Raw genomic sequence first — 26284 nt, 5'->3', positions numbered from 1 at the left:
CCGACCTCATGATCGGCGCGCGGAGGCGCGGGGTCACTCGCCCGCCCGCAGGGCGGCGTGCAGGTCCTGCAGCGGGCGGACCTTCAGGTCGCCCCGGATGCGGGCCTCGATGCCCATGACCGCGGCGGCCGCGCCGGGGACCGTGGTGACGCACGGGATGTCGGCGCTCACCGCCGCGCTGCGGATCTCGTACCCGTCGGAACGGGCGCTCGCGCCGGAGCCCTGCGGCGTGTTCACCACCAGCGCCACGTCCCCGCCGAGGATCAGGGAGACCGCGTCCGCGCCCGCACCCGACTCGTAGTGCTTGCGGATCTGCTCGCAGGCGATGCCGTGCCGGCGCAGCACCTCGGCCGTGCCGGTGGTGGCCACGATCTCGAAGCCCAGGTCGGCCAGGCGCTTGATCGGGAAGATCATGCCGCGCTTGTCCCGGTTGGCGACCGAGACGAAGATCTTTCCCGCGGTCGGCAGCGACCCGTACGCGGCGGCCTGCGACTTGGCGAACGCCTGGCCGAAGCCGGTGTCGATGCCCATCACCTCGCCGGTGGACTTCATCTCCGGGCCGAGCAGCACGTCGATGCCCTTGCCGGACGGGGTGCGGAACCGCTTGAACGGCAGCACCGCCTCCTTCACCGCGATCGGCGCGTCGGCCGGCATGGTGCCGCCGTCGCCGGTGGGCGGCAGCATCCCCTCGGCGCGCAGCTGCGCGACGGTGGCGCCGAGCGCGATCCGGGCCGCCGCCTTCGCCAGCGGCACCGCAGTGGCCTTCGAGACGAACGGTACGGTCCGGGAGGCGCGCGGGTTGGCCTCCAGCACGTAGAGCGTGTCGCCCTGCAACGCGTACTGGACGTTGAGCAGGCCGCGCACCCCGATGCCGCGGGCGATCTGCTCGGTGTAGTGCCGCACCTGGGCCAGGTGGGAACCGGCCAGGGTGATCGGCGGCAGCGCGCAGGACGAGTCGCCGGAGTGGATGCCGGCCTCCTCGATGTGCTCCATCACGCCGCCCAGGTAGACGTCGCCGTCGGCGTCCACGAGCGCGTCCACGTCGATCTCGATGGCGTCGTCCAGGAACCGGTCCACCAGCACCGGGCGGTCCGGCGAGATGGCGGTGGCCCGGCCGATGTAGTCGCGCAGCGTGGCGTCGTCGTAGACGATCTCCATGCCGCGCCCGCCGAGCACGTACGAGGGCCGGACCAGCACCGGGTACCCGATCTCGTCGGCGATCGCCTTCGCCTCGTCGTACGAGGTGGCCATGCCGTGCGCGGGCGCGCGCAGCCCGGCCCGGGCCAGCACCGCGCCGAACGCGCCGCGCTCCTCGGCCAGGTGGATCGACTCCGGGGAGGTGCCGACGATCGGCACGCCGGCGTTCTTGAGCCGCTGCGCCAGGCCGAGCGGGGTCTGCCCGCCGAGCTGGACGATCACCCCGATGACGCCGGGGCCGCCCGCCTCCTTGCCGGAGGAGTCCTCGGCGTGCCAGACCTCCAGCACGTCCTCGAACGTCAGCGGCTCGAAGTAGAGCCGGTCGGCGGTGTCGTAGTCGGTGGAGACGGTCTCCGGGTTGCAGTTGACCATGACGGTCTCGTAACCGACGCCTTCGGCGCCGGAACCGGACGCGGCGGCTGTGCCGATCGGCGCGCTTCGCAGCGCTTGTACGGCGTGCACGCACGAGTAGTCGAACTCGATGCCCTGCCCGATCCGGTTCGGTCCGGAGCCGAGGATGAGCACCTTCGGCCGCACCGAGGGCGCCACCTCGGTCTCCGAGTCGTAGGTCGAGTAGTGGTACGGCGTGGTCGCCTCGAACTCGGCCGCGCAGGTGTCCACCGTCTTGTAGACCGGCCGGACGCCGAGCCGGTGCCGCAGCGTGCGGACGCCGTCCTCGGCGGCCAGCTCCGGGCGCAGCGCGGCGAGCTGCCGGTCGGACAGGCCGGCCCGCTTGGCGCGGCGCAGCAGGGCGGCGTCGAGCACCGGCGCGTCCACGATCTCGGCGCGCAGCTCGACCAGCGAGGCGATCTGGTCCAGGAACCAGGGGTCCATGCCGCCGGACGCCTCGGACACCTCGGCGATCGACGCGCCGAGGCGCAGCGCCCGCTCGACCGTGTAGAGCCGGCCGTCGTGGGGCGTGCGCAGCGCCGCGAGGGTGTTCTCCCGGGTCACGCCCTGAGGGTCGGGGACGGTCCAGAAACCAGATGATTTGGTTTCCATCGAGCGCATCGCCTTGTTCAGCGCCTCGGTGAAGTTGCGGCCCAGGCTCATCGCCTCGCCCACCGACTTCATCGTGGTGGTCAGCTCCGGGTCGGCGCCGGGGAACTTCTCGAACGCGAACCGGGGGATCTTCACCACCACGTAGTCGAGCGTCGGCTCGAACGCCGCGGGCGTCTTCAGCGTGATGTCGTTGGGGATCTCGTCGAGCGTGTAGCCGATGGCGAGCTTCGCGGCGATCTTCGCGATCGGGAAGCCGGTGGCCTTCGACGCCAGGGCCGAGGAGCGCGACACGCGCGGGTTCATCTCGATCACGACGATCCGGCCGTCGGCCGGGTTCACCGCGAACTGGATGTTGCAGCCGCCGGTGTCCACACCGACCTCGCGCAGCACCGCGATGCCGAGGTCACGCAGCCGCTGGTACTCCTGGTCGGTGAGCGTCATCGACGGGGCGACGGTGACGCTGTCGCCGGTGTGCACGCCCATCGGGTCGACGTTCTCGATCGAGCAGACCACCACCACGTTGTCGTGGCGGTCGCGCATCAGTTCGAGCTCGTACTCCTTCCAGCCGAGCACGCTCTCCTCGATGAGCACCTCGTGCACCGGGCTGGCCGCCAGGCCGGAACCGGCGATGCGCTCCAGGTCCTCGTCGGTGTGCGCCATTCCGGAACCGAGACCGCCCATGGTGAACGACGGCCGGATGACCACCGGCAGGCCCAGCTCGGCGACCGTCTCGCGGACCTCGTCCATCGAGTGGCAGACCCGCGACCGCGGCACCAGCGCGGACGGATCCGCCAGGCCCAGCCGTACGCCGGCCTTCGCGACGATCTCCTTGAACAGCTGCCGGTCCTCGCCCCGGTTGATCGCATCGATGTTCGCGCCGATCAGCTCGACGCCGTACTTCTCCAGCACGCCCGCCTCGTGCAGGGCGACAGCGGTGTTCAGCGCGGTCTGCCCGCCGAGCGTCGGCAGCAGCGCGTCGGGGCGCTCCCTGGCGATGACCAGCTCGACGAACTCCGGGGTGATCGGCTCGACGTACGTGGCGTCGGCGAACTCCGGGTCCGTCATGATCGTCGCCGGGTTGGAGTTGACCAGGCTGACCCGGATCCCCTCGCTGCGCAGCACGCGGCAGGCCTGGGTGCCGGAGTAGTCGAACTCGCAGGCCTGTCCGATCACGATCGGCCCGGAGCCGATCACCAGGACGTGCTTGAGGTCGGTCCGCTTAGGCATTCTTTCCGCCTTCGATCAACTCGGCGAAACGGTCGAAGAGGTAGTCCGCGTCGTGCGGGCCGGCCGCCGCCTCCGGGTGGTACTGGACGGTGAAGGCGGGCACGTCCACGGCCCGCAGCCCCTCGACCACGTTGTCGTTGAGGCAGACGTGTGACACCTGGACACCACCGAACTCGGTCTGGATCACCTGATCCGGCACCACGGCGCCGTCCCCCGCGCCCGGCACCTGCACCGCGAAGCCGTGGTTGTGGCTGGTCACCTCGACCTTGCCGGTGGCCCGGTCGAGCACCGGCTGGTTGATGCCGCGGTGGCCGTACCCCAGCTTGTAGGTGCCGAAGCCGAGCGCCCGGCCGAGGATCTGGCTGCCGAAGCAGATGCCGAACAGCGGGATCCGCCGGGTCAGCACCTCCCGGGCCAGCGCCACCGGACCGTCGGCGGTCGCCGGGTCGCCCGGGCCGGGTGAGAAGAAGACCGCGTCCGCGCCGGTGGCGAGCAGGTCCTCGATCGTCGACCCGGCGGGCAGCACGTGGGTGGTGACGCCGCGGGCGGCGAGCCGGCGCGGCACGTTGCGCTTGATGCCCAGGTCCACAGCGGCCACCGTGAACCGGTGCTCGCCCTGCGCCTCGACGACGTACGGCTTGGCCGTGGTCACCTCGTCGGACAGGTTCGCGCCGACCATCTGCGGCGAGCGGCGGACCCGCTCCAGCAGGGCGGCCGGGTCGTCCTCGACGCTGGAGACGCCGACGCGCATCGCGCCGCGCTCGCGCAGGTGCCGGGTCAGCGCCCGGGTGTCCACCCCGCTGATGCCGACGACGCCCTCGGCGGCGAGCCGGTCCTCCAGGCCGCCGTCGGCCCGCCAGTTGGAGCTGATCCGGGCCGGGTCGCGCACCACGTACCCGGCCACCCAGATCCGGTCGGACTCGTCGTCGGAGCCGTTGACGCCGGTGTTGCCGATGTGCGGCGCGGTCTGCACCACCACCTGCCGGTGGTACGAGGGGTCGGTGAGCGTCTCCTGGTAGCCGGTCATGCCGGTGTTGAAGACCGCCTCGCCGAAGGTCTCCCCGACGCTGCCGTACGCCTCGCCGTGGAACGTGCGCCCGTCCTCCAGGACGAGGATCGCCGATCTACGCTTCACCATGCCGCGCCCCCTTCGATCCGGACTGCGGGACTCCGCTCCGCTACGTTCCTCGCTCGGATCACTTGACAGCCTTTCCGTCCAGGACCGTCGGCTCGCCGCGCAGGAAGGTCGCCACGATGCGACCCGGCAGCGTCATGCGGGCGTACGGGGTGTTGCGACTACGGCTGGCCAGCTCCGCCGGTTCGACGACGCGGCGGGCGGCCGGGTCGACCACTGTCAGGTTGGCCGGTACGCCGGGCGCCGGGTCGAGGCCGTGCCCGGCCAGCCCGGCGATCCGGGCCGGCGTGCGGGACATCCGCTCGGCGATCAGGTCCCAGCGGGGGCCGAACACGTCGAGCGCGATCGACAGCGCCGTCTCCAGGCCGAGCATGCCCGGCCGGGCGTACGCCCACTCGCACTCCTTGTCCTCCACGGCGTGCGGCGCGTGGTCGGTGGCGATGATGTCGATCACGCCCTCGGCCAGCGCCTCCCGCAGCGCGGCGATGTCGGCGGCGGTGCGCAGCGGCGGGTTGACCTTGAAGACCGGGTCGTAGCTTCCCGCCGGGCTCCAGTTGTTCGCGAGTGCGGGGCTCGCAAGCCCACTCCTCCCGCTCACGACCTCATCGGTCAGCAGCAGGTGGTGCGGCGTCACCTCGGCGGTGACCCGTACCCCGCGCGCCTTGGCCTGACGCAGCACCTCGACGCTGCCGGCGGTGGAGACGTGGCAGACGTGCAGCCGGCTGCCGACGTGCTCGGCGAGCAGCACGTCCCGGGCGATGATCGCCTCCTCGGCGACGGCCGGCCAGCCGGTCAGGCCGAGGCGGGTGGACACCTCGCCCTCGTGCATCTGCGCGCCCTCGGTCAGCCGGGGCTCCTCGGCGTGCTGGGCGATCACGCCGTCGAACGCCTTGACGTACTCCAGCGCCCGGCGCATCAGCCGCGGGTCCGACACGCAGTGCCCGTCGTCGGAGAAGATCCGCACCCCGGCGGCCGAGTCGGCCATCGCGCCCAGCTCGGCCAGGCGCTCGCCGGCCAGCCCGACGGTGACCGCGCCGATCGGCTGCACGTCGACCAGGCCGGCCTCCCGGCCGAGCCGCCAGACCTGCTCCACCACGCCCGCGGTGTCGGCCACCGGTGAGGTGTTCGCCATCGCGCACACCGCCGTGTAGCCGCCGAGCGCCGCCGCCCGGGAACCGGACTCGACCGTCTCGGCGTCCTCCCGGCCGGGCTCGCGCAGGTGGGTGTGCAGGTCGACCAGGCCGGGCAGCGCGACCAGGCCGGTCGCGTCGACGACTGTGGCGTCGTCCGCGGCGAGCCCGCGGCCCGTCCCGGCCACCACGCCGTCGCGGATGAGCAGGTCGGTCGGCTCGCCGCCGACGATGCTGACGCCTGTGATGAGGTACGCGGTCACCGGTTGTTCCCTCCGAGCAGCAGGTAGAGCACGGCCATCCGCACGGAGACCCCGTTGGCGACCTGTTCGACGATCGTGGAGCGGGCCGAGTCGGCCACCTCGGGCGTGATCTCCATGCCCCGGTTCATCGGGCCGGGGTGCATGACGATCGCGTGCTCGGGCAGCCGGCGCATGCGCGGCCCGTCGAGCCCGTAGCGTCGGGCGTACTCGCGGGCGGACGGGAAGTAGGAGTCACCCATCCGCTCGCGCTGCACCCGCAGCATCATCACCACGTCCACATCCGGGAGAACGGCGTCGAGGTCGTAACAGACGTCGGTGCCGGTGGCCAGGGCGGCGGCGATGTCGACCGGGATGAGGGTGGGCGGGCCGACCAGTGTCACCTTCGCGCCGAGCGTGGACAGCAGCAGCACGTTGGAGCGGGCCACCCGGGAGTGCAGCACGTCGCCGACGATCGCCACGTGCAGGCCGTCGAGCCGGCCCAGCCGGGACCGCATCGTGTACGCGTCGAGCAGCGCCTGGGTGGGGTGCTCGTGGGTGCCGTCACCGGCGTTCACCACCGACCCGTCCACCCATCCGGCGAGCCGGTGCGGCGCGCCGGAGGCGGGGTGCCGGACGACGACCGCGTCCGCGCCCATCGCCTGGAGCGTGAGCGCGGTGTCCTTCAGGCTCTCTCCCTTGGCCACGCTGGAGCCCTTGGCGGAGAAGTTGATCACGTCGGCGCTGAGCCGCTTGGCGGCCGCCTCGAACGAGATCCGGGTGCGGGTGGAGTCCTCGTAGAAGAGGTTGACCACTGTCCGCCCGCGCAGCGCGGGCAGCTTCTTCACCTCGCGCCCGGCCACTGTCGCCATCTCCGCGGCGGTGTCCAGGACCAGGGTGGCGGTGCCGGCGTCCAGGTCGGCGCCGGAGAGCAGGTGTCTGATCATGCGGGGCGCCGCCTTTCGTTCGCGACTGCGGGGCTCCGCTTCGCTGCGCTCCTCGCGCTCACAGCGAGCCTCCGAACAGCCGTACCTCGTCGGCGCCGTCGGTCTCGGCGAGGGTGACCCTGACGTTCTCGGCCAGCGCGGTGGGGATGTTCTTGCCGACGTAGTCGGCGCGGATCGGCAGCTGGCGGTGACCGCGGTCGACAAGGACCGCGAGCTGCACGGACGCCGGCCGGCCGACGTCGCTGAGCGCGTCCAGCGCGGCCCGCACGGTGCGGCCGGAGAACAGCACGTCGTCGACGAGGATCACCCGCTTGCCGTCGATCCCGCCGGTCGGCAGGTCGGTCGGGCCGACCGCGCGGGTGGCGTGCCGGCGCAGGTCGTCGCGGTAGAGCGTGATGTCGAGCACGCCGACCGGGACTGTGACGTCCTCGAAGGTGCTGATCCGGGCCGCGAGGCGGTGGGCGAGCGGCACGCCCCGCGTGGGGATGCCGAGCAGCACGGTGTCGGCGGCGCCCTGGGTCTTCTCCAGGATCTGGTGGGCGATGCGGTCGACCACCCGCGACACGTCCGCTGCGGCGAGGATCACCTTCACCGAGGGTTGTCGCGGCGGCGACGAGTGGGCAGCCGGTGGGTAGGCCACGGCGGACCTCCTTCCCCGCCTCACGGGACGGGTCGTTAAAGGACGTCTGGTCTGCTCCGGCCGGCCCGCGCGGGGCCCGGACCGGGGCTTCACGCCACGTTACCAGCGGTCACCGGGCTGCCCGCCGCCGGTCCTGACCTGCTGGTCAGCCCGGAGAAATGGGGACAAGCCACACGTGGGTGCCGGACCCGGTGGACGGCAACACTTGACCACATGTCGCAATCCCCGTACCGTCACGCTCCGTAGCGATAGCTCGGGGAACCCGAACAGCACTGGGAGTGTCCGAATGCCCTCTGAATACGCCAAGTCGCTGGGCGCCCGCCTGCGCTCCATCCGCCAGCAGCAGGGCCTGTCCCTGCAGGGGGTGGAGGAGAAGTCGAACGGGCGGTGGAAGGCCGTGGTGGTCGGCTCGTACGAGCGCGGCGACCGCGCCGTCACCGTGTCGCGCCTGGCGGAGCTGGCCGACTTCTACCGCGTTCCCGTCTCGGAGCTGCTGCCCGACGGCAGCGGGGTGCGTCACGAGCCCACCAGCAAGATCGTCCTGGACCTGGAGCGGCTCTACGACGAGGCCTCCGAGGACCTCGCGTACGTGGCCCGCTACGCCCGCGCCATCCAGCAGCAGCGCGGCGACTACAACGGCCGGGTGCTCTCGATCCGCGCCGACGACCTGCGCGCCCTCGCGATCGTCTACGACGCCTCGCCGTCGGGCCTGATCGAGCGGCTGACCGAGCACGGCGTGCTGGTCGCCGACCCGCGGGCGTTCTTCGCGTCCTGACGTCCCCCGCACGACGAAGGGCCCGTGCCGGTCGGCACCGGGCCCTTCGTCGTCGCGGCGCGTCAGCGCGTGGCGTACTCGGCGATCCGGCCGAGGATGCCGTTGAGGAAGCGGGGCGAGTCGTCGGTCGACATCTGCCGGGCCAGCTCCACGGCCTCGCTGATCGCCACCGCGTCGTCGATCTCGTCGACGTAGAGCAGCTCGTACACGGCGATCCGGGCCAGGTTGCGGTCGACCACCGGCATGCGCTCCAGCGTCCACCCCTCGGCGTAGCTGGCGATCGTCTCGTCGATCCGGTCGAGGTGCGCCGCCACGCCCTCGACCAGCCCGACCGCGTAGCCGAGGTGGTCGGGGCGCGGCTGCTCGATCCGTTCCAGGTAACCGGCGAGCACCTCGACCGGCGGGCGGTCCCGCAGGTCGGCCTCGAAGAGCACGTCCAGCGCCCGCTTGCGCGCCTTGCGGCGCGCCGGCATCTGCTGCTTGGGGCCCTCGGCCATCAGGCTCGGCCGAGGTAACGGCCGTCGCGGGTGTCGACCTTGATCTTCTCACCGGTGGTGATGAACAGCGGCACCTGCACGGTCGCGCCGGTCTCGACGGTGGCCGGCTTGTTGCCGCCGGTCGAGCGGTCGCCCTGCAGGCCCGGCTCGGTGTAGGTGACCTCGAGCACGACCGAGGTCGGCAGCTCGATGTACAGCGGCACGCTCTCGTGCGTGGCGACTGTCGCCTCGGCCTCGGGGAGGAGGTAGTTGGCGGCCTCGCCGACGGTGCCGCCGGGGACGGTGATCTGGTCGAACGTCTCCAGATCCATGAAGACGTAGTCCTCGCCGTCGGCGTAGAGGTATTGCATGGTGCGCTTGTCCACGGTCGCGGTCTCGACCTTGGTGCCCGCGTTGAAGGTCTTGTCGACCACCTTGCCGGACAGCACGTTCTTCAGCGTGGTGCGCACGAAGGCACCACCCTTACCGGGCTTGACGTGCTGGAACTCGACGACGGCCCACAGCTCGCCGTCCAGGTTGAGTACCAGGCCGTTCTTCAGGTCGTTGGTGGTGGCCATTTCCTGCCTTGATCATCAATTGGCGGACAGACCGGCCAAGTCTACTCGCTCTGTCGAATCGGACTCGCGCCACGGAACGGACCGGCTCAGGCGCCTGCGGCGAGCCGGGCGGCCAGGTGGTGCAGCGCCAGCCGGTAGCCGTCCACGCCCAGGCCGCAGATCACGCCGGTGGCCACCGCGGAGACCACCGAGTGGTGCCGGAACTCCTCCCGGGCGTGGATGTTGGAGATGTGCACCTCGACCAGCGGGCCGCGCAGCATGGCGCAGGCGTCCCGCACCGCGATCGAGTAGTGCGACCAGGCGGCCGGGTTCAGCACCACCGCCGCCGCCTCGTCGGCCGCCTCGTGCAGCCAGGCGAGCATCTCGTGCTCGGCGTCGGTCTGCCGGACCACCACGTCCAGACCCAGCTCCCGGCCGTGCCGCTCGCAGTCGGCCACGAGCTGGGCGTAGCCGGTCACCCCGTACACGTCGACCTGGCGGGTGCCGAGCCGGCCCAGGTTCGGGCCGTTCAGCACGTACACCCTCACGAGCTGATCTCCGCGTACGCGGCGGCGAGCAGGTCGTCCGGCGGCGCCTCCAGGATCGCCGGGCGGGCGAGCCCGTCGAGCACCACGAACCGCAGCCGGCTGCCCCGGGCCTTCTTGTCCACCCGCATCGCGGCCAGCAGCTCCGGCCAGGCGTCGGCCCGGTAGCCGGTGGGCAGGTCGAGCGCGGTCAGCACCCGGCGGTGCCGCTCGGCGTCGGCCGCGTCGAGCCGGCCGGCGAGCCGGGCCAGCGTGGCGGCGTACACCAGGCCGACCGCCACCGCGTGACCGTGCCGCCAGCGGTAGCCCTCCACCTTCTCGATCGCGTGCGCCAGCGTGTGCCCGTAGTTGAGCACCTCGCGTACCCCGGATTCGCGCAGGTCCCCGGCGACCACGGCGGCCTTCACGCGGACCGCGCGTTCGACCAGTTCCCGCAGCACCGGCCCGGCCGGGTCCAGCGCGGCGGCCGGGTCGTCCTCGACCAGGTCGAGGATGACCGGGTCGGCGATGAAACCGCACTTGACCACCTCGGCCATCCCGGCGGACAGGTCGGCCGGGGGCAGGCTGTCCAGCGTCGCCAGGTCGGCCAGCACGCCGGCCGGCGGGTGGAACGCGCCGACCAGGTTCTTGCCGGCGGCCGTGTTGATGCCGGTCTTGCCGCCCACTGCGGCGTCGACCATGCCGAGCAGCGACGTGGCGACCGGCACCCAGCGCACGCCGCGCAGCCAGGTGGCAGCGACGAACCCGGCCAGGTCGGTGACCGCGCCGCCGCCCACGCCGACCACCGCGTCGGTACGGGTGAACCCGGCGTCGCCGAGCCGGTCCCAGCAGGCCGCGGCCACGTCGACGTGCTTGCCCGCCTCCGCGTCCGGCACCTCGATCAGCAGCGGTGTCACGCCGCCCTCGCGGACACCGCCGGCGAGCCTGTCGGCGAGCGCCTTGAGCGGCGGCGCGTGCAGGAAGGCCACCCGCTCGGCGCCCGGCAGCAACCGGGGCGGCGGGTCCAGCAGGTCACGTCCCACGAGCACGTCGTACGGCCGCTCACCGCCGATCGGGATCCGGGTCACCTCGTCCATCGCGGGCAGCCTAGTCCAGCGCGCCGCCCCCGCGCGGCGACTGTCCACTCCCTGGGTGTTTGGCCGGCTGTGGCGCTCGCCGATGCTGTGGGGCTGGGCGCTGGTCGGCTGGGGCCTGTTCAACCTGGTCGAGGGCGTCGTCGACCACCACCTGCTCGGCATCCACCACGTCCGCAGCGGCCCGAACCAGCTCTGGTGGGACCTCGGGTTCCTCGCCCTCGGGGTGGTGCTGATCGCTGTGGGCTGGGCGATCCAGCGCCGTGCCCGGCCGGTTGACCTCTGCGCGCCGGGGCACCGGTGACGGTTGCGCACGCCGGGCACACCGACACCTTCCCGGTGACCGCGCTGGTCCCGGCGGCGCTGTTCTGGGCGTATTTGGCCGCCGCGCTGCGGCTGCGCGACCCGGGCGGGCCGGGCTGGCCGCACGCCCGCACGGCGAGCTTCGGTCTGGGCGCGCTGCTGCTGGTGACCGGCCTGCTGCTCACCGCGGGCGGGCTCTGGCTGCTCTACCTCACCCCGCTGTACCGGGCCACCCTGGACAGCCCGGTCCTGCACACGCTGGTGAACCTGCACTTCCTGCTCAGCGGCTGCCTGTTCGCCTGGTCGGTCGCCGGTCCGGACCCGGGACCGCACCGCCCCCGCGTACCGGTGCGCCTGGTGGTGATCGGGTTCGGGGTGGCCGCGCACGCCACCATCGCCCAGTTGCTCTACGCCGGGCTGTTCGTGGACGTGCCGGCCACCGCCGCCGAGCTGCGGGCCGGGGCCACGCTCATGTACTACCTGGGCGACCTGGCCGAGATCGCCCTGGCGCTGGCGCTGCTCGCCACCTGGCGGCCCGAACCGGTCCGGCGCCGCCGCGCCGCCCGGTCCGCGCCGGTGCCGGCCGCGCAGGTCAGGGCTTGAGCAGCGCGGCGATCTCCGCGGCCAGTTCCTGCGGGGTACGCCCGTCGGTGACCACGGTCGCGGTCGCCACCTCGGCGTAGAGCGGGCGGCGCTGATCCATCAGGTGCTTGAGCGTGGCGCGCGGGTTCAGCGCGAGCAGCGGCCGTCCGGCGCCGAGACCGACCCGCTTGACCGCGTCGGGCAGCTCCACCGACAGGTGCACCACCGTGTGGCCGATCAGCGCGGACCGGTTCTCCTCGGCCAGGACCGCGCCGCCGCCGAGCGCGAGCACGCCCGCGTGCGACGCGAGCGCCGCCGCCACGGCGGCCCGTTCGAGGGTACGGAAGTGCTCCTCCCCCTCGTCCACGAAGACCTCCGGGATCGGCTTGCCGGCGAGGTTCTCGATGTCGGCGTCGGTGTCCCGGAAGCCGACGCCGAGCGCCTCGGCCAGCGCCGTGCCGACTGTGGTCTTGCCGGAGCCGGGCGCCCCGACCAGCACGCAGACCGGCCGGGTGCTCACTTGACGACCAGCCCGTCGAGGTAACCGGTCAGGTTGCGGCGCATCTCGGCCACCGAGTCGCCGCCGAACTTCTCCACCGCCGCCTCGGCCAGCACCAGCGCGACCATCGCCTCGGCCACCACGGCCGCGGCCGGCACCGCGCACACGTCGGAGCGCTGGTTGATAGCCGTGGCCGGCTCACCCGTGGTCACGTCGATGGTGGCGAGCGCCCGGTTCAGCGACGAGATCGGCTTCATGGCCGCCTTCACCCGCAGCGGCTCCCCCGTGGTGATGCCGCCCTCCAGGCCACCGGCCCGGTCGGTGATCCGCCGCACCCCGGTGGCGGTGGGCACGATCTCGTCGTGCGCCTCGGAGCCGCGCGAGCGGGCCTGCTGCCAGCCGTCGCCGATCTCCACGCCCTTGATCGCCTGGATCGACATGAGCGCGGTGGCGAGGCGGGCGTCGAGCTTGCGGTCCCACTGCACGTGGCTGCCCAGGCCCGGCGGCACCCCGTATGCGAGCACCTCGACCACGCCGCCGAGCGTGTCGGCGGCCTTCTTCGCGGCGTCGACCTCGGCGACCATCCGGGCGCTCGCCTCGGCGTCGAGGCAGCGCAGCGGGTCGGCGTCGATGCGCGCGGCGTCCTCGGGGGCGGGGCGCAGACCCGGCTTGACCGCCACCGGACCCAGCTCGACCACGTGGGAGACGATCTCGACGCCGAGCGCCTGACGCACGAGCGCCTTGGCGACGGTGCCCACCGCGACCCGGGCGGCGGTCTCCCGGGCGCTGGCGCGCTCCAGGATCGGCCGGGCGTCGGTGTGCCCGTACTTCTGCATGCCGGCCAGGTCGGCGTGACCCGGGCGGGGACGGGTCAGCGGCGCGTTGCGGGCCTGGCTCGCCAGTTCCTCCGGGTCGACCGGGTCGGCGGCCATCACGGTGCGCCACTTGGGCCACTCGGAGTTGCCGACCCGGATCGCCACCGGGCTGCCGAGCGTCACCCCGTGCCGGAGCCCGCCGATGATCTCGACCTCGTCCTGCTCGAACGACATCCGGGCACCCCGGCCGTAGCCGAGCCGGCGCCGGGCCAGTTCGCCGGAGATATCCCCGGTGGTCACCTCGATGCCGGCGGGTACGCCCTCCAGCATCGCGACGAGGGCGGGTCCGTGCGATTCACCTGCAGTCAGCCAGCGCAACACGACTGTCAGTCTGTCACGCCCGGTGGTCACCGCCGTACGCCGCCCGCCGCATCCCGCCCTGCGGACATCGGTGTCACTCCAGCCCGTCCGGGCCCGCCGGTTCGGTGCGACACGCCCTGGGTGAGCGCCGCTGCGGCACCCACCCAGGGCTGTCTCGTCTGCCGGACAAGTCAGGTTGCTACCTGTCGACAACCTTCACGGCGCCCGCCGGATTGAGGCCGGCCCAGATCTCGGCCGTCCGGCGGTCGACGCCACGAATGTAGACGTCGCCCTTCACCTCTTCCGGATGATGCCGTGAACGCAGCAGATTCAGCACCATCCGTCCGGCAAGCACCGCGACCGCCAGACCGACCGCGACCAGCAGCAGCAGACTCGCGTTCCGCGCGTCGTCGCGCACGTCGTCGACGACGAACAGGACGACGAGCACGACCTCCGCGACGAGAACCGCCGGAAACACCGCACGCCTCCACATCGCCTCCATCCGGCAGGTCAGGGCGAGCCGCCTTCCGGTTGCCGCGTCGACCGGAAGGCTGACCGCCGCCCGGCCCGGTCCGAACCGCCGCACCGAGCAGGCGCGCACGGTGGCGAACGTTTCACTGCCGTCGGTGAGTGACAGTGGCGGAGGCGTCAACTGCCCGGCCGTAGGGCCGGCCAACCACACATCCACTACCGCGTCCATCTGCCTGCCTCTCCGGAATCCGCGCCTGGCCTAGGCACAGTACTTGGAGGTGAGCCAACCGTAACCGTGCTGGAATTTCCAGCTCCGGTTCACCCACCAGCGGAAGTAACCCCTCATGTAGGCCCCGCGACGCCGGGTGCACGCCTCGTAGTACTCCCACACGATCCAGGCGATGGCACCGGCCGCGACGGCGAACGCCGCACCCGCCGGGGGATAGAAGACGCCCGCGATAGCGCCGATGATGGCGTACGCGAAGCCCCACCTGGTCAGGAACTTCACGTCCCAGTTCGAGATGTAGCACTGGAACCGCCAGTCGACGCGGTACCCGCCCCACGTGCCCCACCAGTAGTACCACTTGCGCTTGCTGAGACTGGTGCGCCAGCACGAGAGGTTCCCGGAGAGGTCGTCCTTGTTCACCGCGTCACCGGTGGCGTACTCGTACGGGTTGGCGTTGCCGCCGTAGACGGAGTCGGTGGACAGGAAACGACTGGTGCCGGGGTTGTAGAGCCGGGAGCCCATCAGGATCGAGCCGTCGGGGGTGTCGGCGGCACGCTGGTGACTGCCGAGCCAGCCGTAACGCCGGGTGCCGGCGTCGCCGGGATTGCGGGCGTTGCCGTGCTCGTCGTACTCGCTGGTGTAGGCCAGTCCCGCGCCGGTCTCGGTCATTCCGGCGACGAGGTCACCGTGCAGGTTGGTGATCCGCCACGCCACACCGGTGGAGTTCGTGAACAGGCCGGCGATCCCGGCCAGTCCGCCGATGGCACGGGAGTGGTTACCGCCGCCCTCGTCGGTCCAGCTCGGGCTGTCCCCGTCGGTGCTGTAGTGGTTGATCCTGGTGAGGCTGTCACCCGTGTCCGTCCAGGAGCGGATCCGGGAGGACATGACGTCCAGCGTGTAGGTGGCGGTGCGCGTTCCCTTGGTGATGCTGCGCACCATGTCGTTGACGTGGTAGGCCATCGTGCTGCCGGCACCGCCGGCGACAGCGGAATCGGCGGCCGGCACGGTCAGCGTTCGACCCAGGGCGTCATAGGTGTAGCCGGCACCGCTGGTGCGGTCGGCGCTGTCGTAGCTCCACTCCCGGGCGGTGCCGACAGTGGTCGCCTGGCACGCGCCGCCCGCCCCTGGCCCGTACGTCACCTGGTTGGTGCGGTTGGTGGCGGCGTCGAACTCGTACTTCCGGGTGGTGCACTGTCCGGCCACGGTGTCCGCCACGCCGGTGAGCCGGGCGCCGCCGTCGTAGGTGTAGGTCTGCGCGGACAGGGTCGAGGTCCGGCTGCGCCATTGGTTGTGGACGCTGGAGATGGCGGTTTCGGTGTAGAGGGTGCAGTCGGCCTGGCCGCAGCCCGGCTTGGTGTAGGTGATGCCGCTGGCCGCGCCGGTCTCGTCGGTGGTGTGGCCGACCACGAGCCCGTTCGGCCAGGTCTGGCTGACCGGGTTCCCGTCGTGGTCGTAGGTGCTGGTGAAGGTGCCGGCCTGGCTGTCCGCCACCGACGTCGGCAGGCCACGTCGCTCGCTGCCGCCGTCGAAGGTGTAGGTGCGGGTGCCCTTGCCGTCGTTCACCGTGGCCGGTCGGCCGGCGATGTCGAAGGTGCTGGTGGTGATGGTGCCGTCGGTGTCGGTGTACGACGTCATCCGGCCCAGGCTGTCGTACGCCCGGATCACCTGCGCCGTCACCGCGCCGGACGCGTTCACCGTCTGGGTCCGCACGGCCTGCCCGCTGGCCTGGTCGTACACGGTGCGCCGCTTCTCCAGGGCAGTGCCCAGACCCGCGGCGGTCACCGCGTTCTCCCGCTGGCGGCCGGCGGCGTCGTAGGTGATCTCCGTCCGCCGCAGCTCACCCGATCCGGTCTTCGTCGACTGCACGCGCGACTGCCCGTACATGTCGTAGGTGGTGACCGTGACCGGCACCTCCGGGCCGCTCTCCGGCTGGCCGCCGGTCTGGGTACGGCAGACCTGGCCGTGCCACTCCGGCCGGTTGCCGCACTCGGTGTGGGTGCTGTTGGCCGCCGCCGTGTAGTAGACGACGAGCCGGGTCGCCGGGGTGGTGTCCGCGCTGCCGCCGGCCGGGGTCGTGGTGCTGATCACGCGGCCTTGAGCGTCGTAGCCGGTGCGCGTGACGAGATCCAGGTCGCCCGGGTCGACAGTCGACTTGACCGGTTGACGCAGGGTCCAGTCGTACTCAGTGGTCGTCGTGCGGTCGTCCGCGTCCACGGTCTGGCCGGCGTTCACGTAACTGACCGATACCCGCTCGGTGGTCAGCAGGCCGAACGGCCCACCGGTGCTCGGCGCCCCTTCGTCGTAGGTGCGCCGGGTGTGCTGCCGGCCGCGTACGACCGTGCCGGAGGCGAGCATCACGTCGTGTTCCGGGCCGAAGGTCTCCAGCAACCGCTGCCCGTCGGTGGAGTAGACGCTGACGCTGGCGAGTCTCGCCGCGATCTGCGCCTCGGCGCCGGCGGCGTCGCCGGGTGACGCGTCCAGCGCCCGCCGGCGGTTGCCCGGGGACAGTTCCTGCACGACGTTGCCGTACTGGTCGTACGACGTGCTCGTGATCTGCCCGTTCGGCTCGGCCACGTTCACCATGCGGGCGTTCGCGTCCAGGTATATGACAGTCGCCCGGTCGTAGGAGCCCGGCAGCGTGCCGGTCGCCGGGTCACCGGTCGGCACATGTACAGCCGGGAAGACAGCGGTGGCGTCGGTGGGCGGCTCGCTCTGCGCCCACCGGGCGGTCTGCGTGCCGGACAGGTCGTACGGCGCGCCCGAGCCGGACGTCGGCACCCGGTAGACGACAGTCTCCACGGAGGTTCCCGCTGTCAACGCCGACCGGGTGACCTTGTACAGGCGGCCCTTGCCCGGGTCGCTCGGCGTCGTGGTGTACGAGAACTGCCACGGCTGCTGAGCCGGCGGGGTCAGCGAGACGATGATGCCGTTCGAGTCGTAGAAGTACACGGTGCGCAGCGAGTGTGAACCGGTGCCGTCGGTGTAGTCCAGCCGCGGGTCCGAGAAGCTCCGCAGCCGGCCGCTGTTGTCGTAGGTGTACCGGGCCAGCACGACGGTCCGCATCGCCGGGGTGGCGAGGTCCGGATCCCAGGCGGTGTAGGAGATCTGCTTCACCCGGCCGAGGTAGTCACCCCACTGGCCGTCGCCGAGCCCGGTGGCAGTGGTCGTGGTGGCGTAGGTGAAGGTCAGGGCCTGGCAGCCGCGGACCAGCGTGGCGCAGTTGACGCCGGCCGGCACCGGGGCGAGCAGGCGCGTCGGCCGCATGACGTCGCTGGTCCCCAGCGTCACCTTCTCCCAGGAGTAGGTGGTGGCGTTGCCCGAGCCCGGCGGCGTGACCGCGGTGGGGGTGTAGACGTTCGCCGGGTCCGTCGCGGTCCGGGTGAACGTGACCACGTTCCCCTTGTCGTCGGAGAGGGTGAAGGTGCTCGTGGCCGAGGCGAACGTCAGCTTGAAGGACTCCGCGCCGACCTGCGGCTCGTAGTTGACGCCGGCACCGTCGACCTTCGTGAAGCCGATGGACGAGTCGTCCGGCAGGTGGACCTGCACGAGGCTGCCGTGGGTGGTCAGCCGGGTGTACGGCGCTTCCGCGTCGGACACCACCAGGCCGGACACCCAGCCCGGCCCGAAGAGCGGGTCGAGGCCGCCGGGCTGGCGGCTGTTGAGCGTACGGGAGACGGCCAGGCCGCCGGCCGCGACGTCGGAGGTGGTGATCTGGTAGTTGCCGGTGATCAGGTTGACCGAGCCGGGGCCCACCTCGGCTGCGGCGGCGGAGGCGAGGTCGCGGTCGAAGGTGAACTTGACCTGGTCCGCCGGTGCCCCGTAGTTGCTCTGGTTGAAGAACGGCCGGACCTGGACGGGCCCGTCACGCGGGATGCCGGCCGCGTCCACCGAGGCGAGCGTGGCGGCGACGTCCCAGTTCAGCTTGGGCGCGATGCCACTGGCGAGCGTGACCGGCCAGGTGACCGGACCGCCACCGACGGCGTAGGTGACGTGCCCCGCCGGGATGGTGACCCAGCCGTCCGAGCCGGCCCGCCGCCACTGATAGGTGACGTCGGCGAAGGACGGCGCGGCGGTCGAGCCGAGCGCGACCTTGGCACCGCTGACGTCGCCGGCCTTCGGCGAGTCCTGGGCGCCGGAGCCGACCTTGAACGGGTAACCACGCAGCGCGGTGACGTTGCCGGCCGAGTCCCGGGTCCGCACCCAGACGTTGTGCCAGCCCGGCGTGAGCGGCTTGATGCTCACGGTCGCCGCAGCGCCCGGGGCCGGGGCGTTCACCACCTTGTTGGGCGGCGACACGTCGAGGCTGTACTCGTAGGCCGCGGCGTCGGCGACACCGTTCGGGTCAAAGGTGAAGTTGCCGGCGACGTTCGCGTCGCCGCCCCACGCGTTCTCCGGGTAGGTGGTGGAGCTGACGATCGGCGGTGCGCCGATGGAGGTGTCCACAGTGAACTCACAGAACGACGACCAGTTGCCGTTGACGCTGCCGTCGTTGCCGCGGACCCGCCACTTGTACGACGAGCCGTTCGTCATCACACCGGCCGGCACGGTGGCGGTGAAGGTGCTCCCGGAGGCGCCGGTGGCGGTGACCGTGCTGCCCAGCTTGGTGGTGCCGGTCAGCGTCCACCACTCCATCTCGGCCTTCACGGTCGAGCCCTCGCCGTCGGAGACGACCGACTTGAGCTGGGGGGTGGCGGTGTTGACGGTCGGCCGAGAGGTGCCGGTGACGCAGGCGGTCGACGGGACCGTGGAGCGGGTTCCGACTGTCGGGTACGAGTTGTACGTGACGACCGCGTACGGAACCTGGCTGCTGTCGGCCGCGTTGCGGGAGCGGAACTGCTTGAAGCTGTTGGTCGTCGTCTCGTCGGTGCCGCGCACGCCCATGTAGGCGGTCGACTGCCCGGCCGTGGCGGCCCGCTGGAAGAAGCTGGTGCCGCTGATGCTCACCCAGCCGTCGTTACAGGCCGAGGAGAAGCCCTTGGTCTGGGTGGAGGTCGCCTCCTTCTGGACCCAGGCCGGCTGGGTGCCCCAGCGCGTGGCCGAGGAGGCCGCACCGGTGCTCCAGATCTCCCAGGAGGTGGCGGTGCAGGTGTGGGACCAGAAGTTCCAGAAGTAGACGGTCGCCGCAGTGATCTGCTTGCCGGCGAGCGCGGAGACCGGCCAGTGCACGAACGCCCGGGACTTGACGTTGGGCGATCCCGCGAGCAGGCCGATCTGAAGGTCGTTCGCCCCGCCGCGGTCGACGTTGTCGCCCTCCTTCACGTACGTGTCGAAGGAGGTGTAGAGCGGGTTGATCTGCGGGTCGATGGTGACCGGGTACTGGGTGGCCGGGTCCTTCAGCCAGGCCAGGTCCGGCTGCAACCGCATGGTGAGCCCGTTCGCGGCCGCGCCACGGTTCGCCGCCGCCTGCCGTTCCGCCTTGGTGCGGACCATGGTGCGCCGGGTCGGCTCCGCCGAGCCGGGGGCGCGACGGGCGTCCCACATCTGCGGGGCCGGGACGGTGGCCAGCGGCTTGCCCTTGGCGTTGCGCAGCGTCAGGCCACCGGCCGAGTCCTGCGTGAACGAGGCCAGCCCCTTGCCGGTCAGCGGCAGCGCGAGCGAGGGCAGCCGGTCCACCGCGTCCCGGCTCTTGACGGTGAGGTACTGGGAGAAGCCGGTCCGGGTCGCCTCGACCACGAGGTCGATCCCGGGCGCGATCTCCGGGTAGGTGGCGCGGTTCTGGTCGAGGACGGGCGTCGGCAGGGCGCCGGGCCAGCCGAGAGCGAACCGGCCGTCGCCGGTACCGACCGCGGCGAGTTCGCCCGCACCGGAGCGCTTGCCGGAGATTCGCAGGTCCAGCGGATGCGCCACCGCCTGTACGGAGCCGTCGGCGGCGGGTTGCAGCCTGAGGTCGATCGGCACCCACTTCTGGTTCTGCCGCATCCGAACCGGGCCGGCGTGGACGGTCGCCTGAATGCGCCCGTCGGGATGGGCGACGTACTCGGCGGACTCGGTGGTCATGCCGGTGATGCGGACGTCTCGGCCCGTCATCCGTGCGGTGACCAGCGCCGCCATCTCGTCTGGGCGCTCCAGGACCTCGGCCGGTTTGGGCTTGGGCGCCGCCTCCGCCTGCCGGAGCGGAACGTCGGAGAGCGTCATCGCCATGGTGGCAGCGAGGGCGGCCACCCCCGTCCTTCCCCACCGGGATCTGAGTGTTCTATCCAATATGGACAGGTGTAGGACTTTTCGCGCGCGCGCAGGAGCCACCAGGGCCCTCCCCCGTGAACTAGGGCTGATAGTGGGGGGAACGCTACGGTCGGTAAGAGATCAACGTCAATCATGATTTTCCGTCACCGTGGGATGACGTGGATCGATGCCTCCGACCAGCCGGAACTCTCGATAGCCGGACGCGGTGATCACGATCCGTGAACCTGCCGGAGCCGGAAGGCTCAGTGGCGACGGCCGGTCGCCAACGCCGCGCGCATCGCCTCCACCGGAGCCGCGACGCCGGTGAACCGCTCGAACTGGCCGACCGCCTGGGCCAGCAGCAGGTCCAGCCCGGAGACCACCCGGCACCCGGCGGCGAGCGCCGCCGCCGCGAGCGGCGTGGGCCAGGGGTCGTAGAGCACGTCGAAGAAGACCGACTCCGGCCGCCAGTCGAAGTTGTCGGCGAGCGGGTCGGCGACGCCCTTGGGCACTGTGGAGATCACCACGTCGGCGCGGGCGTGGGCGGGTGCGCCGTCCCACTCGGCGCCGACGAGCGGCACGCCTGCAGCCGCCGCGACCGGACGTAGCGCGTCGACCGCCTCCGGGCCGCGGGCCACCACGGTCACCTCGGCCGCCCCGATCCGGGCCGCCGCCGCGATCGCGGCCCGGGCGGTGCCACCCGCGCCGAGCACGGTGACGACCGCCCCGGCCACGCAGCCGGCGCCGGCGAGCACCTCGACCATGCCGGTGACGTCGGTGTTGTCCGCGTACCAGGTGCCGTCTGGCCGGCGTACCAGCGTGTTGGCGGCGCCGACCGCGGCGGCGACCGGCGAGACCTCGCCGGCCAGCGCGAGCGCCGCCTCCTTGCCCGGCATGGTCACCGACAGCCCGGCCCACTCGGGGCCGAGGCCCGCGACCAGGCCGGGCAGCTCGTCGGCGCCGGCTTCGATCCGGGTGTACGACCAGCCGGTCAGCCCGGCCGCCGCGTACCCGGCGGTGTGGATCACCGGGGAGAGCGAGTGGGCGATCGGCCTGCCGACCACCGCGGCGCGGCGGGGATCGGCCATCAGATGATCCCCGCCTCCTTGGCCTTCTGCTCGTTGCGCTTGTGCTCGGCGTAGGTCTCGGCGAACGCGGACCGGCCGTCCCTGCTGATCGCCACGAAGAAGAGCCACTTGCCCGGCGGCGGGCTCAGCGCGCCCTGCAGGGCGTCCTTACCCGGGTTGTTGATCGGGGTGGGGATGAGGCCGCGCAGCTTGCGGTTGTACGGGTTCTTCGGGTTGTCCAGTTCCGCGGCGGTCATCTCCTTCGACGTCTTGGTCTTCTGCCCGGTCAGCTCCAGGTAGTAGTTGACCGTGACGTCCATCTCCAGGCAGCCGCAGTCGAAGTTGCCCTTGTAGACCCGGTTGTAGGCGACCTGGGCGACCTTGCCCAGGTCGGCCTTGTTGCCGGCCTCGGCCTGCGCGAGCGAGGCGACGATCAGCGCCTCGTACGGGGTGATGCCGCCGCGGTCCTTCTGCACCTTCTCCGCGTACTGCATGCCGGAGGTGACGGTGAGGAAGTTGTCCACCATCAGCTTGAGCACCGTCTCGGCGGTGGCCTTCGGCGGGATCTCGTAGGTGTCCGGGAAGAGGAAGCCCTCGATCGACGGGTTGACCTTCTTGCCGTCGGAGCGCTTGAACCACCAGTCCGGTACGCCGAGCGCCTCCGGGTCCTTCGCCGCCGCCTCGAAGTCCTTGACCGGGATGTCGGTCTTCTCGGAGAGCCGCTTGTAGACCGTCTTCGCGGTGAGGCCCTCGGGGATGGTGATCCCGTTGACGATCTTGTTCTTGAGGTCCAGCATCGCCGCGACCGCCGCGTCACCGCTCATCTGCTTGCGCAGCTTGTACGTGCCGGGCTGGATGTTCTTGCTGCGCGAGTTCTCCTCGGCGGCCTCGATGAACGCCTTGGTGCTCTTCACCACGTCGGCCGCGACGAGCGCGTCGGCCATGTCCGCGATCAGCGCGCCCTGCTTGATCTCGACTGTCACCTCGCCGGTGCCGGAGCCGTCGTAGTCGGGTGTGACGAAGTAGTTCTGGACCCGGTCGAAGCCGTAGAACGCGCCGCCGCCGATGCCGCCCAGCAGGACCAGCGCGAGCGCGAGTGCGAGAAGGGTCTTGCCCCGGCTGCCGCCGGACTTGCCCTGGCGTCGGCGCACCGCGCCGCGCCGGTGCCGGCCCTTCTCCCCCCTGTCCGGCTCGTCGAACCCCAGATCAAGATCGTCGATCATTGCGTCCGCCTCCGCTGTGCGTCCAGCCAGCTCTGCAGAATCTCCACCGCGGCGGCCTGGTCGACCACCGCTCGTTGACGCTTTCCCCGGACGCCCCGTTCGGCCAGCCTACGACTCGCGACGACGGTAGACATCCTCTCGTCCGTCAGCGTCACCGGAATCGGCCTCATCACATCAGCCAATCGGCTGGCATATGCTGATACGTTCACCGCCGCAGGGCCGTGCTTTCCGGCGAGGTTGACAGGCAGCCCGACCACGATCCCCACCGCCTCGTGCTCGGCGGCGAGCCGGACCAGCTCGGCCATGTCGCCGGGCACCGCGTCCGGTTCCGCGGTCAGGTCACGGGCCAGCGTCACCAGGGGCGTGGCGAGGATGCCGTGCGGATCACAGCGGGCCACCCCCACCCGGACCTGGCCGACGTCGACACCCAGCCGGACGCCACGGGACAGCTCGGTCACGGGCGGACACCTCCCCGCCGGAACGGGCCAGGGCGGACCGGGTGGTCCGCCCTGGCGTACATCCGTGCGCTCGTGCCGTGCCGGCTGGGCATGCCCCCACGGCCCTCGCTCCGCTCGGTGCGTTCGCTCATGCCGTGCCGGCTGGGCATGCCCTCACGGCCCTCGCTCCGCTCGGTGCGTTCGCTCATGCCGCCTCGGCGACCGCCCGCTCGACGGTGACCAGCAGGTTCGGCGCCTCCGTCGCGGGCAGGCCGCCGCCCTGGGCCAGGTCGTCGCTGCCGCCGCCCCGGCCGGAGAACGCCGCCTTGACCAGGTTCTTCGCGCTCAGGTTCCGCCCCCGGGCGGCCTGGTTGACGGCCACCACGAGCGACGCCTTGCCGTTGGAACGGGCGGCCACCGCGACCACAGCCGGGCGGGCCGCGTCGATCCGGCCCCGGATCTCCTGGGCGAGGGTGCGCACGTCGTTCGCCGCCGCGCCCTCCGGTGCCTCGGTGCCGACGTACGCGACGCCGCGCACGTCCTTCGCCTGCGCCGCCAGGGCGCCGGCCCCGCCGAGCACGAGCTGGGCGCGCAGCTTCTCCAGCTCCTTCTCCGCGTCGCGCAGCTGGGTGACGGTCTGCTCCACCCGGTCGGCGACCTGCTCCCCCGGCACCCGGAACAGCTCGGCCAGCCGGGACACCAGCAGGTGCTCGCGGGCCAGGAAGCCGAACGCGTCCATGCCGACGAGCGCCTCGATCCGGCGGACGCCGGAACCCACGGAAGCCTCCGAGAGGATCTTCACCAGGCCGAGCTGGGCGGAGCGGGCCACGTGCGTGCCGCCGCACAGCTCGCGGGCGTAGTCGCCGACCTCGACGACCCGGACCCGCTCGCCGTACTTCTCGCCGAACAGGGCCATCGCCCCGATCCGGCGGGCCTCCTCCTGGCTGGTGACGAACGCGTGCACCTCCAGGTCGGCCAGCAACACCTCGTTGACCTGCTGCTCGACGTCGTGCAGCACACTCGGCGCCACACCGGTCGGCGTGTTGAAGTCGAACCGCAGCCGGCCCGGCGCGTTCAGCGAACCCGCCTGGGTCGCCGACTCGCCGAGGAAGTTGCGCATCGTCTGGTGCACCAGGTGCGTGGCGGTGTGCGAGCGGGAGATCGCCCGGCGGCGGGACACGTCGATCTCGGCGTACCCGGTCTCCCCGGAACGCACCTCGCCGCGCACCACCTTGGCCCGGTGCACGATCAGGCCGGGCACCGGCTGCTGCACGTCGAAGACCTCGACCTGGCCGCCGCCGACAGTGATGAGCCCCTGGTCGGGCTGCTGACCGCCACCCTCGGCGTAGAACGGGGTGGTGTCGAGCACCAGCTCGACCGTGTCGCCCTCGACCGCCGCGGAGATCGCGGCGCCGCCGGACAGCAGCGCGCGTACCCGCGACTCCCGGCTCAGCTCGGTGTAGCCGGTGAACTCCACCGGCCCGCCGCCGTCGAGCACCGACCGGTACGCCGACACGTCGGTGTGCCCGGTCTTGCGCGCCTGCGCGTCGGCCTTGGCCCGGCTGCGCTGGTCGGCCATCAGCCGGCGGAAGCCCTCCGCGTCGACCTGCAACCCCTGCTCGGCGGCGATCTCCAGGGTCAGGTCGATCGGGAAGCCGTACGTGTCGTGCAGCTGGAACGCCTTGTCGCCGGAGAGCGCCGCCTTGCCGGCCGACTTGGTCTCGGCGATGGCGGTGTCCAGGATCGTGGTGCCGGCGCGCAGCGTGGCCAGGAAGGCGTCCTCCTCGGCGTACGCGTACTGGGAGATCCGCCCGAAGTCCTCGGCCAGCTCCGGGTACGACGGCGCCATGCAGTCGCGGGCCACCGGCAGCAGCTCCGGCAGCGCCCGGTCCTGGTAGCCGAGCAGCCGCACCGCCCGGATCGCCCGGCGCATGATCCGCCGCAGCACGTAACCCCGGCCCTCGTTCGACGGGGTCACCCCGTCGCCGATGAGCATCAGCGAGGTGCGCACGTGGTCGGCGATCACCCGCAGCCGTACGTCGTCCGGGTGCGACTCGTTGGCCGCGTGACCGGAGTGCACGCCGTAGCGCTTGCCGGTCAGCTCGGCGGCCTTGTCGAGGATCGGCTTGACCTCGTCGATCTCGTAGAGGTTGTCCACGCCCTGCAGCAGCGAGGCCATCCGCTCCAGGCCCATGCCGGTGTCGATGTTCTTCGCCGGCAGGTCGCCGAGGATCGGGAAGTCCTCCTTGCCGACCCCCGGACCGCGCTCGAACTGCATGAAGACGAGGTTCCAGAACTCCAGGTAGCGGTCCTCGTCGACCTCCGGGCCACCCTCGCGGCCGTAGGCCGGGCCCCGGTCGTAGTACAGCTCGGAACACGGACCGCACGGGCCGGGGATGCCCATCGACCAGAAGTTGTCGGCCTTGCCGCGGCGCACGATCCGCTCGGCCGGCACGCCGGTGGCACGCCAGATGTCGTACGCCTCGTCGTCGTCCAGGTAGACGGTGGCCCAGATCCGCTCCGGGTCCAGCCCGAAGCCACCCGCCTCGACCGGCTTGGTGGCCAGGTCCCAGGCCAGCGGGATCGCCCCGGACTTGAAGTAGTCACCGAAGGAGAAGTTGCCGTTCATCTGGAAGAACGTGCCGTGCCGGCTGGTCTTGCCGACCTCGTCGATGTCCGGCGTCCGGATGCACTTCTGCACGCTCGTCGCCCGCGCGTACGGCGGGGTCTGCTGGCCCAGGAAGTAGGGCACGAACTGCACCATGCCCGCGTTGATGAACAGCAGGTTCGGGTCGCTGATGGCGGGCAGCGGAGCGGACGGAACCACGATGTGCCCGTTCGCCTCGAAGTGGGCGAGGAACCGCCGCTTGATCTCCGCCGTCTTCATCGCTGGTGGTCCTCCGGGAAAATCTCTCGGTCGCCGATCCGCGGGTCCTCCCGCAGCTCGGCGAACTGGTCGTCGTACGCCTCGCCGCGGGCGAAGGCCTCGTGGATCTCCTGCTCACGCTCGGCCATGCCGACCCGGACGTCGTCCACGAACGCCCGGACGGACTCGACCAGACCGCCGGCGGACTCGGACAGCCCGCTGGCGATGCCGGCCGGGGTGTACGCCTGCGCGGTCCGGGTGGCCTTGCGCACCACCAGGACGCCCACGGCCAGCCCGATGCCCAGCCAGAACAACCGCCTCATGTTCTCA

At 71.8% G+C, this 26284-nt stretch carries 21 protein-coding genes; 3 read left to right on the top strand and 18 right to left on the bottom strand.

Annotated elements, in window-relative coordinates:
- Window positions 1-33 precede the first annotated feature (33 nt).
- From carB to pyrR, 5 genes are all read right to left on the bottom strand, one after another.
- Complete coding sequence (gene carB, locus O7622_RS14890; RefSeq protein ID WP_282313896.1) at window positions 34-3426, bottom strand: carbamoyl-phosphate synthase large subunit; 3393 nt, start codon at window positions 3424-3426, stop codon at window positions 34-36.
- Entirely contained in the window at window positions 3419-4561 is a 1143-nt protein-coding gene (gene carA, locus O7622_RS14885; RefSeq protein ID WP_282314146.1) for a glutamine-hydrolyzing carbamoyl-phosphate synthase small subunit, read from the bottom strand. Before carA ends, carB begins: the two co-directional genes overlap by 8 nt.
- Before the next feature lie 61 nt (window positions 4562-4622).
- Window positions 4623-5954, bottom strand: a complete 1332-nt coding sequence (locus O7622_RS14880) for a dihydroorotase (RefSeq protein ID WP_282313895.1) — start codon at window positions 5952-5954, stop codon at window positions 4623-4625.
- Window positions 5951-6877 (bottom strand): aspartate carbamoyltransferase catalytic subunit, encoded by a 927-nt coding sequence (locus O7622_RS14875; protein ID WP_282313894.1) that lies wholly within the window; start codon window positions 6875-6877, stop codon window positions 5951-5953. The genes O7622_RS14880 and O7622_RS14875 overlap by 4 nt, the downstream gene beginning before the upstream one ends.
- A gap of 58 nt (window positions 6878-6935) precedes the next feature.
- Complete coding sequence (gene pyrR, locus O7622_RS14870) at window positions 6936-7517, bottom strand: bifunctional pyr operon transcriptional regulator/uracil phosphoribosyltransferase PyrR (protein WP_282313893.1); 582 nt, start codon at window positions 7515-7517, stop codon at window positions 6936-6938.
- Window positions 7518-7803: 286 nt separating this feature from the next.
- On the opposite strand from pyrR, the gene O7622_RS14865 reads away from it, so the two are divergent.
- Window positions 7804-8292: a helix-turn-helix domain-containing protein gene (locus O7622_RS14865; protein WP_013285505.1), complete on the top strand. Its 489-nt coding sequence runs from the start codon at window positions 7804-7806 to the stop codon at window positions 8290-8292.
- A gap of 62 nt (window positions 8293-8354) precedes the next feature.
- Here the strand turns inward: O7622_RS14865 and nusB are convergent, their stop codons facing one another.
- From nusB to aroB, 4 genes are all read right to left on the bottom strand, one after another.
- On the bottom strand, window positions 8355-8765 hold the full coding sequence (nusB, locus tag O7622_RS14860; protein WP_174361785.1) for a transcription antitermination factor NusB: 411 nt from the start codon (window positions 8763-8765) through the stop codon (window positions 8355-8357).
- 23 nt (window positions 8766-8788) lie between these two features.
- Complete coding sequence (gene efp / locus O7622_RS14855) at window positions 8789-9346, bottom strand: elongation factor P (RefSeq protein WP_013285503.1); 558 nt, start codon at window positions 9344-9346, stop codon at window positions 8789-8791.
- An 86-nt stretch (window positions 9347-9432) separates the two neighbouring features.
- Window positions 9433-9873, bottom strand: coding sequence for a type II 3-dehydroquinate dehydratase (gene aroQ, locus O7622_RS14850; protein ID WP_282313892.1), 441 nt, complete (start codon window positions 9871-9873; stop codon window positions 9433-9435).
- Window positions 9870-10946: a 3-dehydroquinate synthase gene (gene aroB, locus O7622_RS14845; RefSeq protein ID WP_282313891.1), complete on the bottom strand. Its 1077-nt coding sequence runs from the start codon at window positions 10944-10946 to the stop codon at window positions 9870-9872. Before aroB ends, aroQ begins: the two co-directional genes overlap by 4 nt.
- 55 nt (window positions 10947-11001) lie before the next feature.
- Between aroB and O7622_RS14840 the strand changes: the two genes are divergently transcribed.
- Window positions 11002-11247, top strand: a complete 246-nt coding sequence (locus O7622_RS14840) for a DUF2243 domain-containing protein (protein WP_282313890.1) — start codon at window positions 11002-11004, stop codon at window positions 11245-11247.
- A complete protein-coding gene (locus O7622_RS14835; RefSeq protein ID WP_282313889.1) occupies window positions 11244-11849 on the top strand; it encodes a cytochrome c oxidase assembly protein in 606 nt (201 codons plus the stop codon). Before O7622_RS14840 ends, O7622_RS14835 begins: the two co-directional genes overlap by 4 nt.
- Here the strand turns inward: O7622_RS14835 and O7622_RS14830 are convergent.
- The 9 genes from O7622_RS14830 to O7622_RS14790 all read right to left on the bottom strand — a co-directional run bounded on the left by O7622_RS14830 (window position 11839) and on the right by O7622_RS14790 (window position 26277).
- Window positions 11839-12348 carry a shikimate kinase gene (locus O7622_RS14830; protein WP_282313888.1) on the bottom strand — a complete coding sequence of 170 codons (510 nt, stop codon included), beginning with the start codon at window positions 12346-12348 and terminating at the stop codon, window positions 11839-11841. The genes O7622_RS14835 and O7622_RS14830 overlap by 11 nt on opposite strands.
- The gene (aroC, locus tag O7622_RS14825) at window positions 12345-13523 is read right to left on the bottom strand and encodes a chorismate synthase (protein WP_282313887.1); all 1179 of its coding nucleotides are present in this window, start codon (window positions 13521-13523) and stop codon (window positions 12345-12347) included. The genes O7622_RS14830 and aroC overlap by 4 nt, the downstream gene beginning before the upstream one ends.
- Before the next feature lie 178 nt (window positions 13524-13701).
- Complete coding sequence (locus O7622_RS14820; RefSeq protein WP_282313886.1) at window positions 13702-14202, bottom strand: hypothetical protein; 501 nt, start codon at window positions 14200-14202, stop codon at window positions 13702-13704.
- Window positions 14203-14232: 30 nt separating this feature from the next.
- On the bottom strand, window positions 14233-20361 hold the full coding sequence (locus O7622_RS14815; protein WP_282313885.1) for an RHS repeat-associated core domain-containing protein: 6129 nt from the start codon (window positions 20359-20361) through the stop codon (window positions 14233-14235).
- A gap of 263 nt (window positions 20362-20624) precedes the next feature.
- Window positions 20625-21449: a shikimate dehydrogenase gene (locus tag O7622_RS14810; RefSeq protein WP_282313884.1), complete on the bottom strand. Its 825-nt coding sequence runs from the start codon at window positions 21447-21449 to the stop codon at window positions 20625-20627.
- Window positions 21449-22651 (bottom strand): endolytic transglycosylase MltG, encoded by a 1203-nt coding sequence (gene mltG, locus O7622_RS14805; protein ID WP_282313883.1) that lies wholly within the window; start codon window positions 22649-22651, stop codon window positions 21449-21451. The genes O7622_RS14810 and mltG overlap by 1 nt, the downstream gene beginning before the upstream one ends.
- Window positions 22648-23109, bottom strand: a complete 462-nt coding sequence (ruvX, locus tag O7622_RS14800; protein WP_282313882.1) for a Holliday junction resolvase RuvX — start codon at window positions 23107-23109, stop codon at window positions 22648-22650. Before ruvX ends, mltG begins: the two co-directional genes overlap by 4 nt.
- A gap of 184 nt (window positions 23110-23293) precedes the next feature.
- Window positions 23294-25975: an alanine--tRNA ligase gene (gene alaS / locus O7622_RS14795; protein ID WP_282313881.1), complete on the bottom strand. Its 2682-nt coding sequence runs from the start codon at window positions 25973-25975 to the stop codon at window positions 23294-23296.
- On the bottom strand, window positions 25972-26277 hold the full coding sequence (locus O7622_RS14790; protein ID WP_030502513.1) for a hypothetical protein: 306 nt from the start codon (window positions 26275-26277) through the stop codon (window positions 25972-25974). Before O7622_RS14790 ends, alaS begins: the two co-directional genes overlap by 4 nt.
- Window positions 26278-26284 lie beyond the last annotated feature (7 nt).

Source organism: Micromonospora sp. WMMD1076, from assembly GCF_029581475.1.
Taxonomy (GTDB): domain Bacteria; phylum Actinomycetota; class Actinomycetes; order Mycobacteriales; family Micromonosporaceae; genus Micromonospora; species Micromonospora aurantiaca.
Note: the sequence above shows the minus strand (reverse complement) of the source record. Positions and strands in the feature narration are given on the sequence as shown.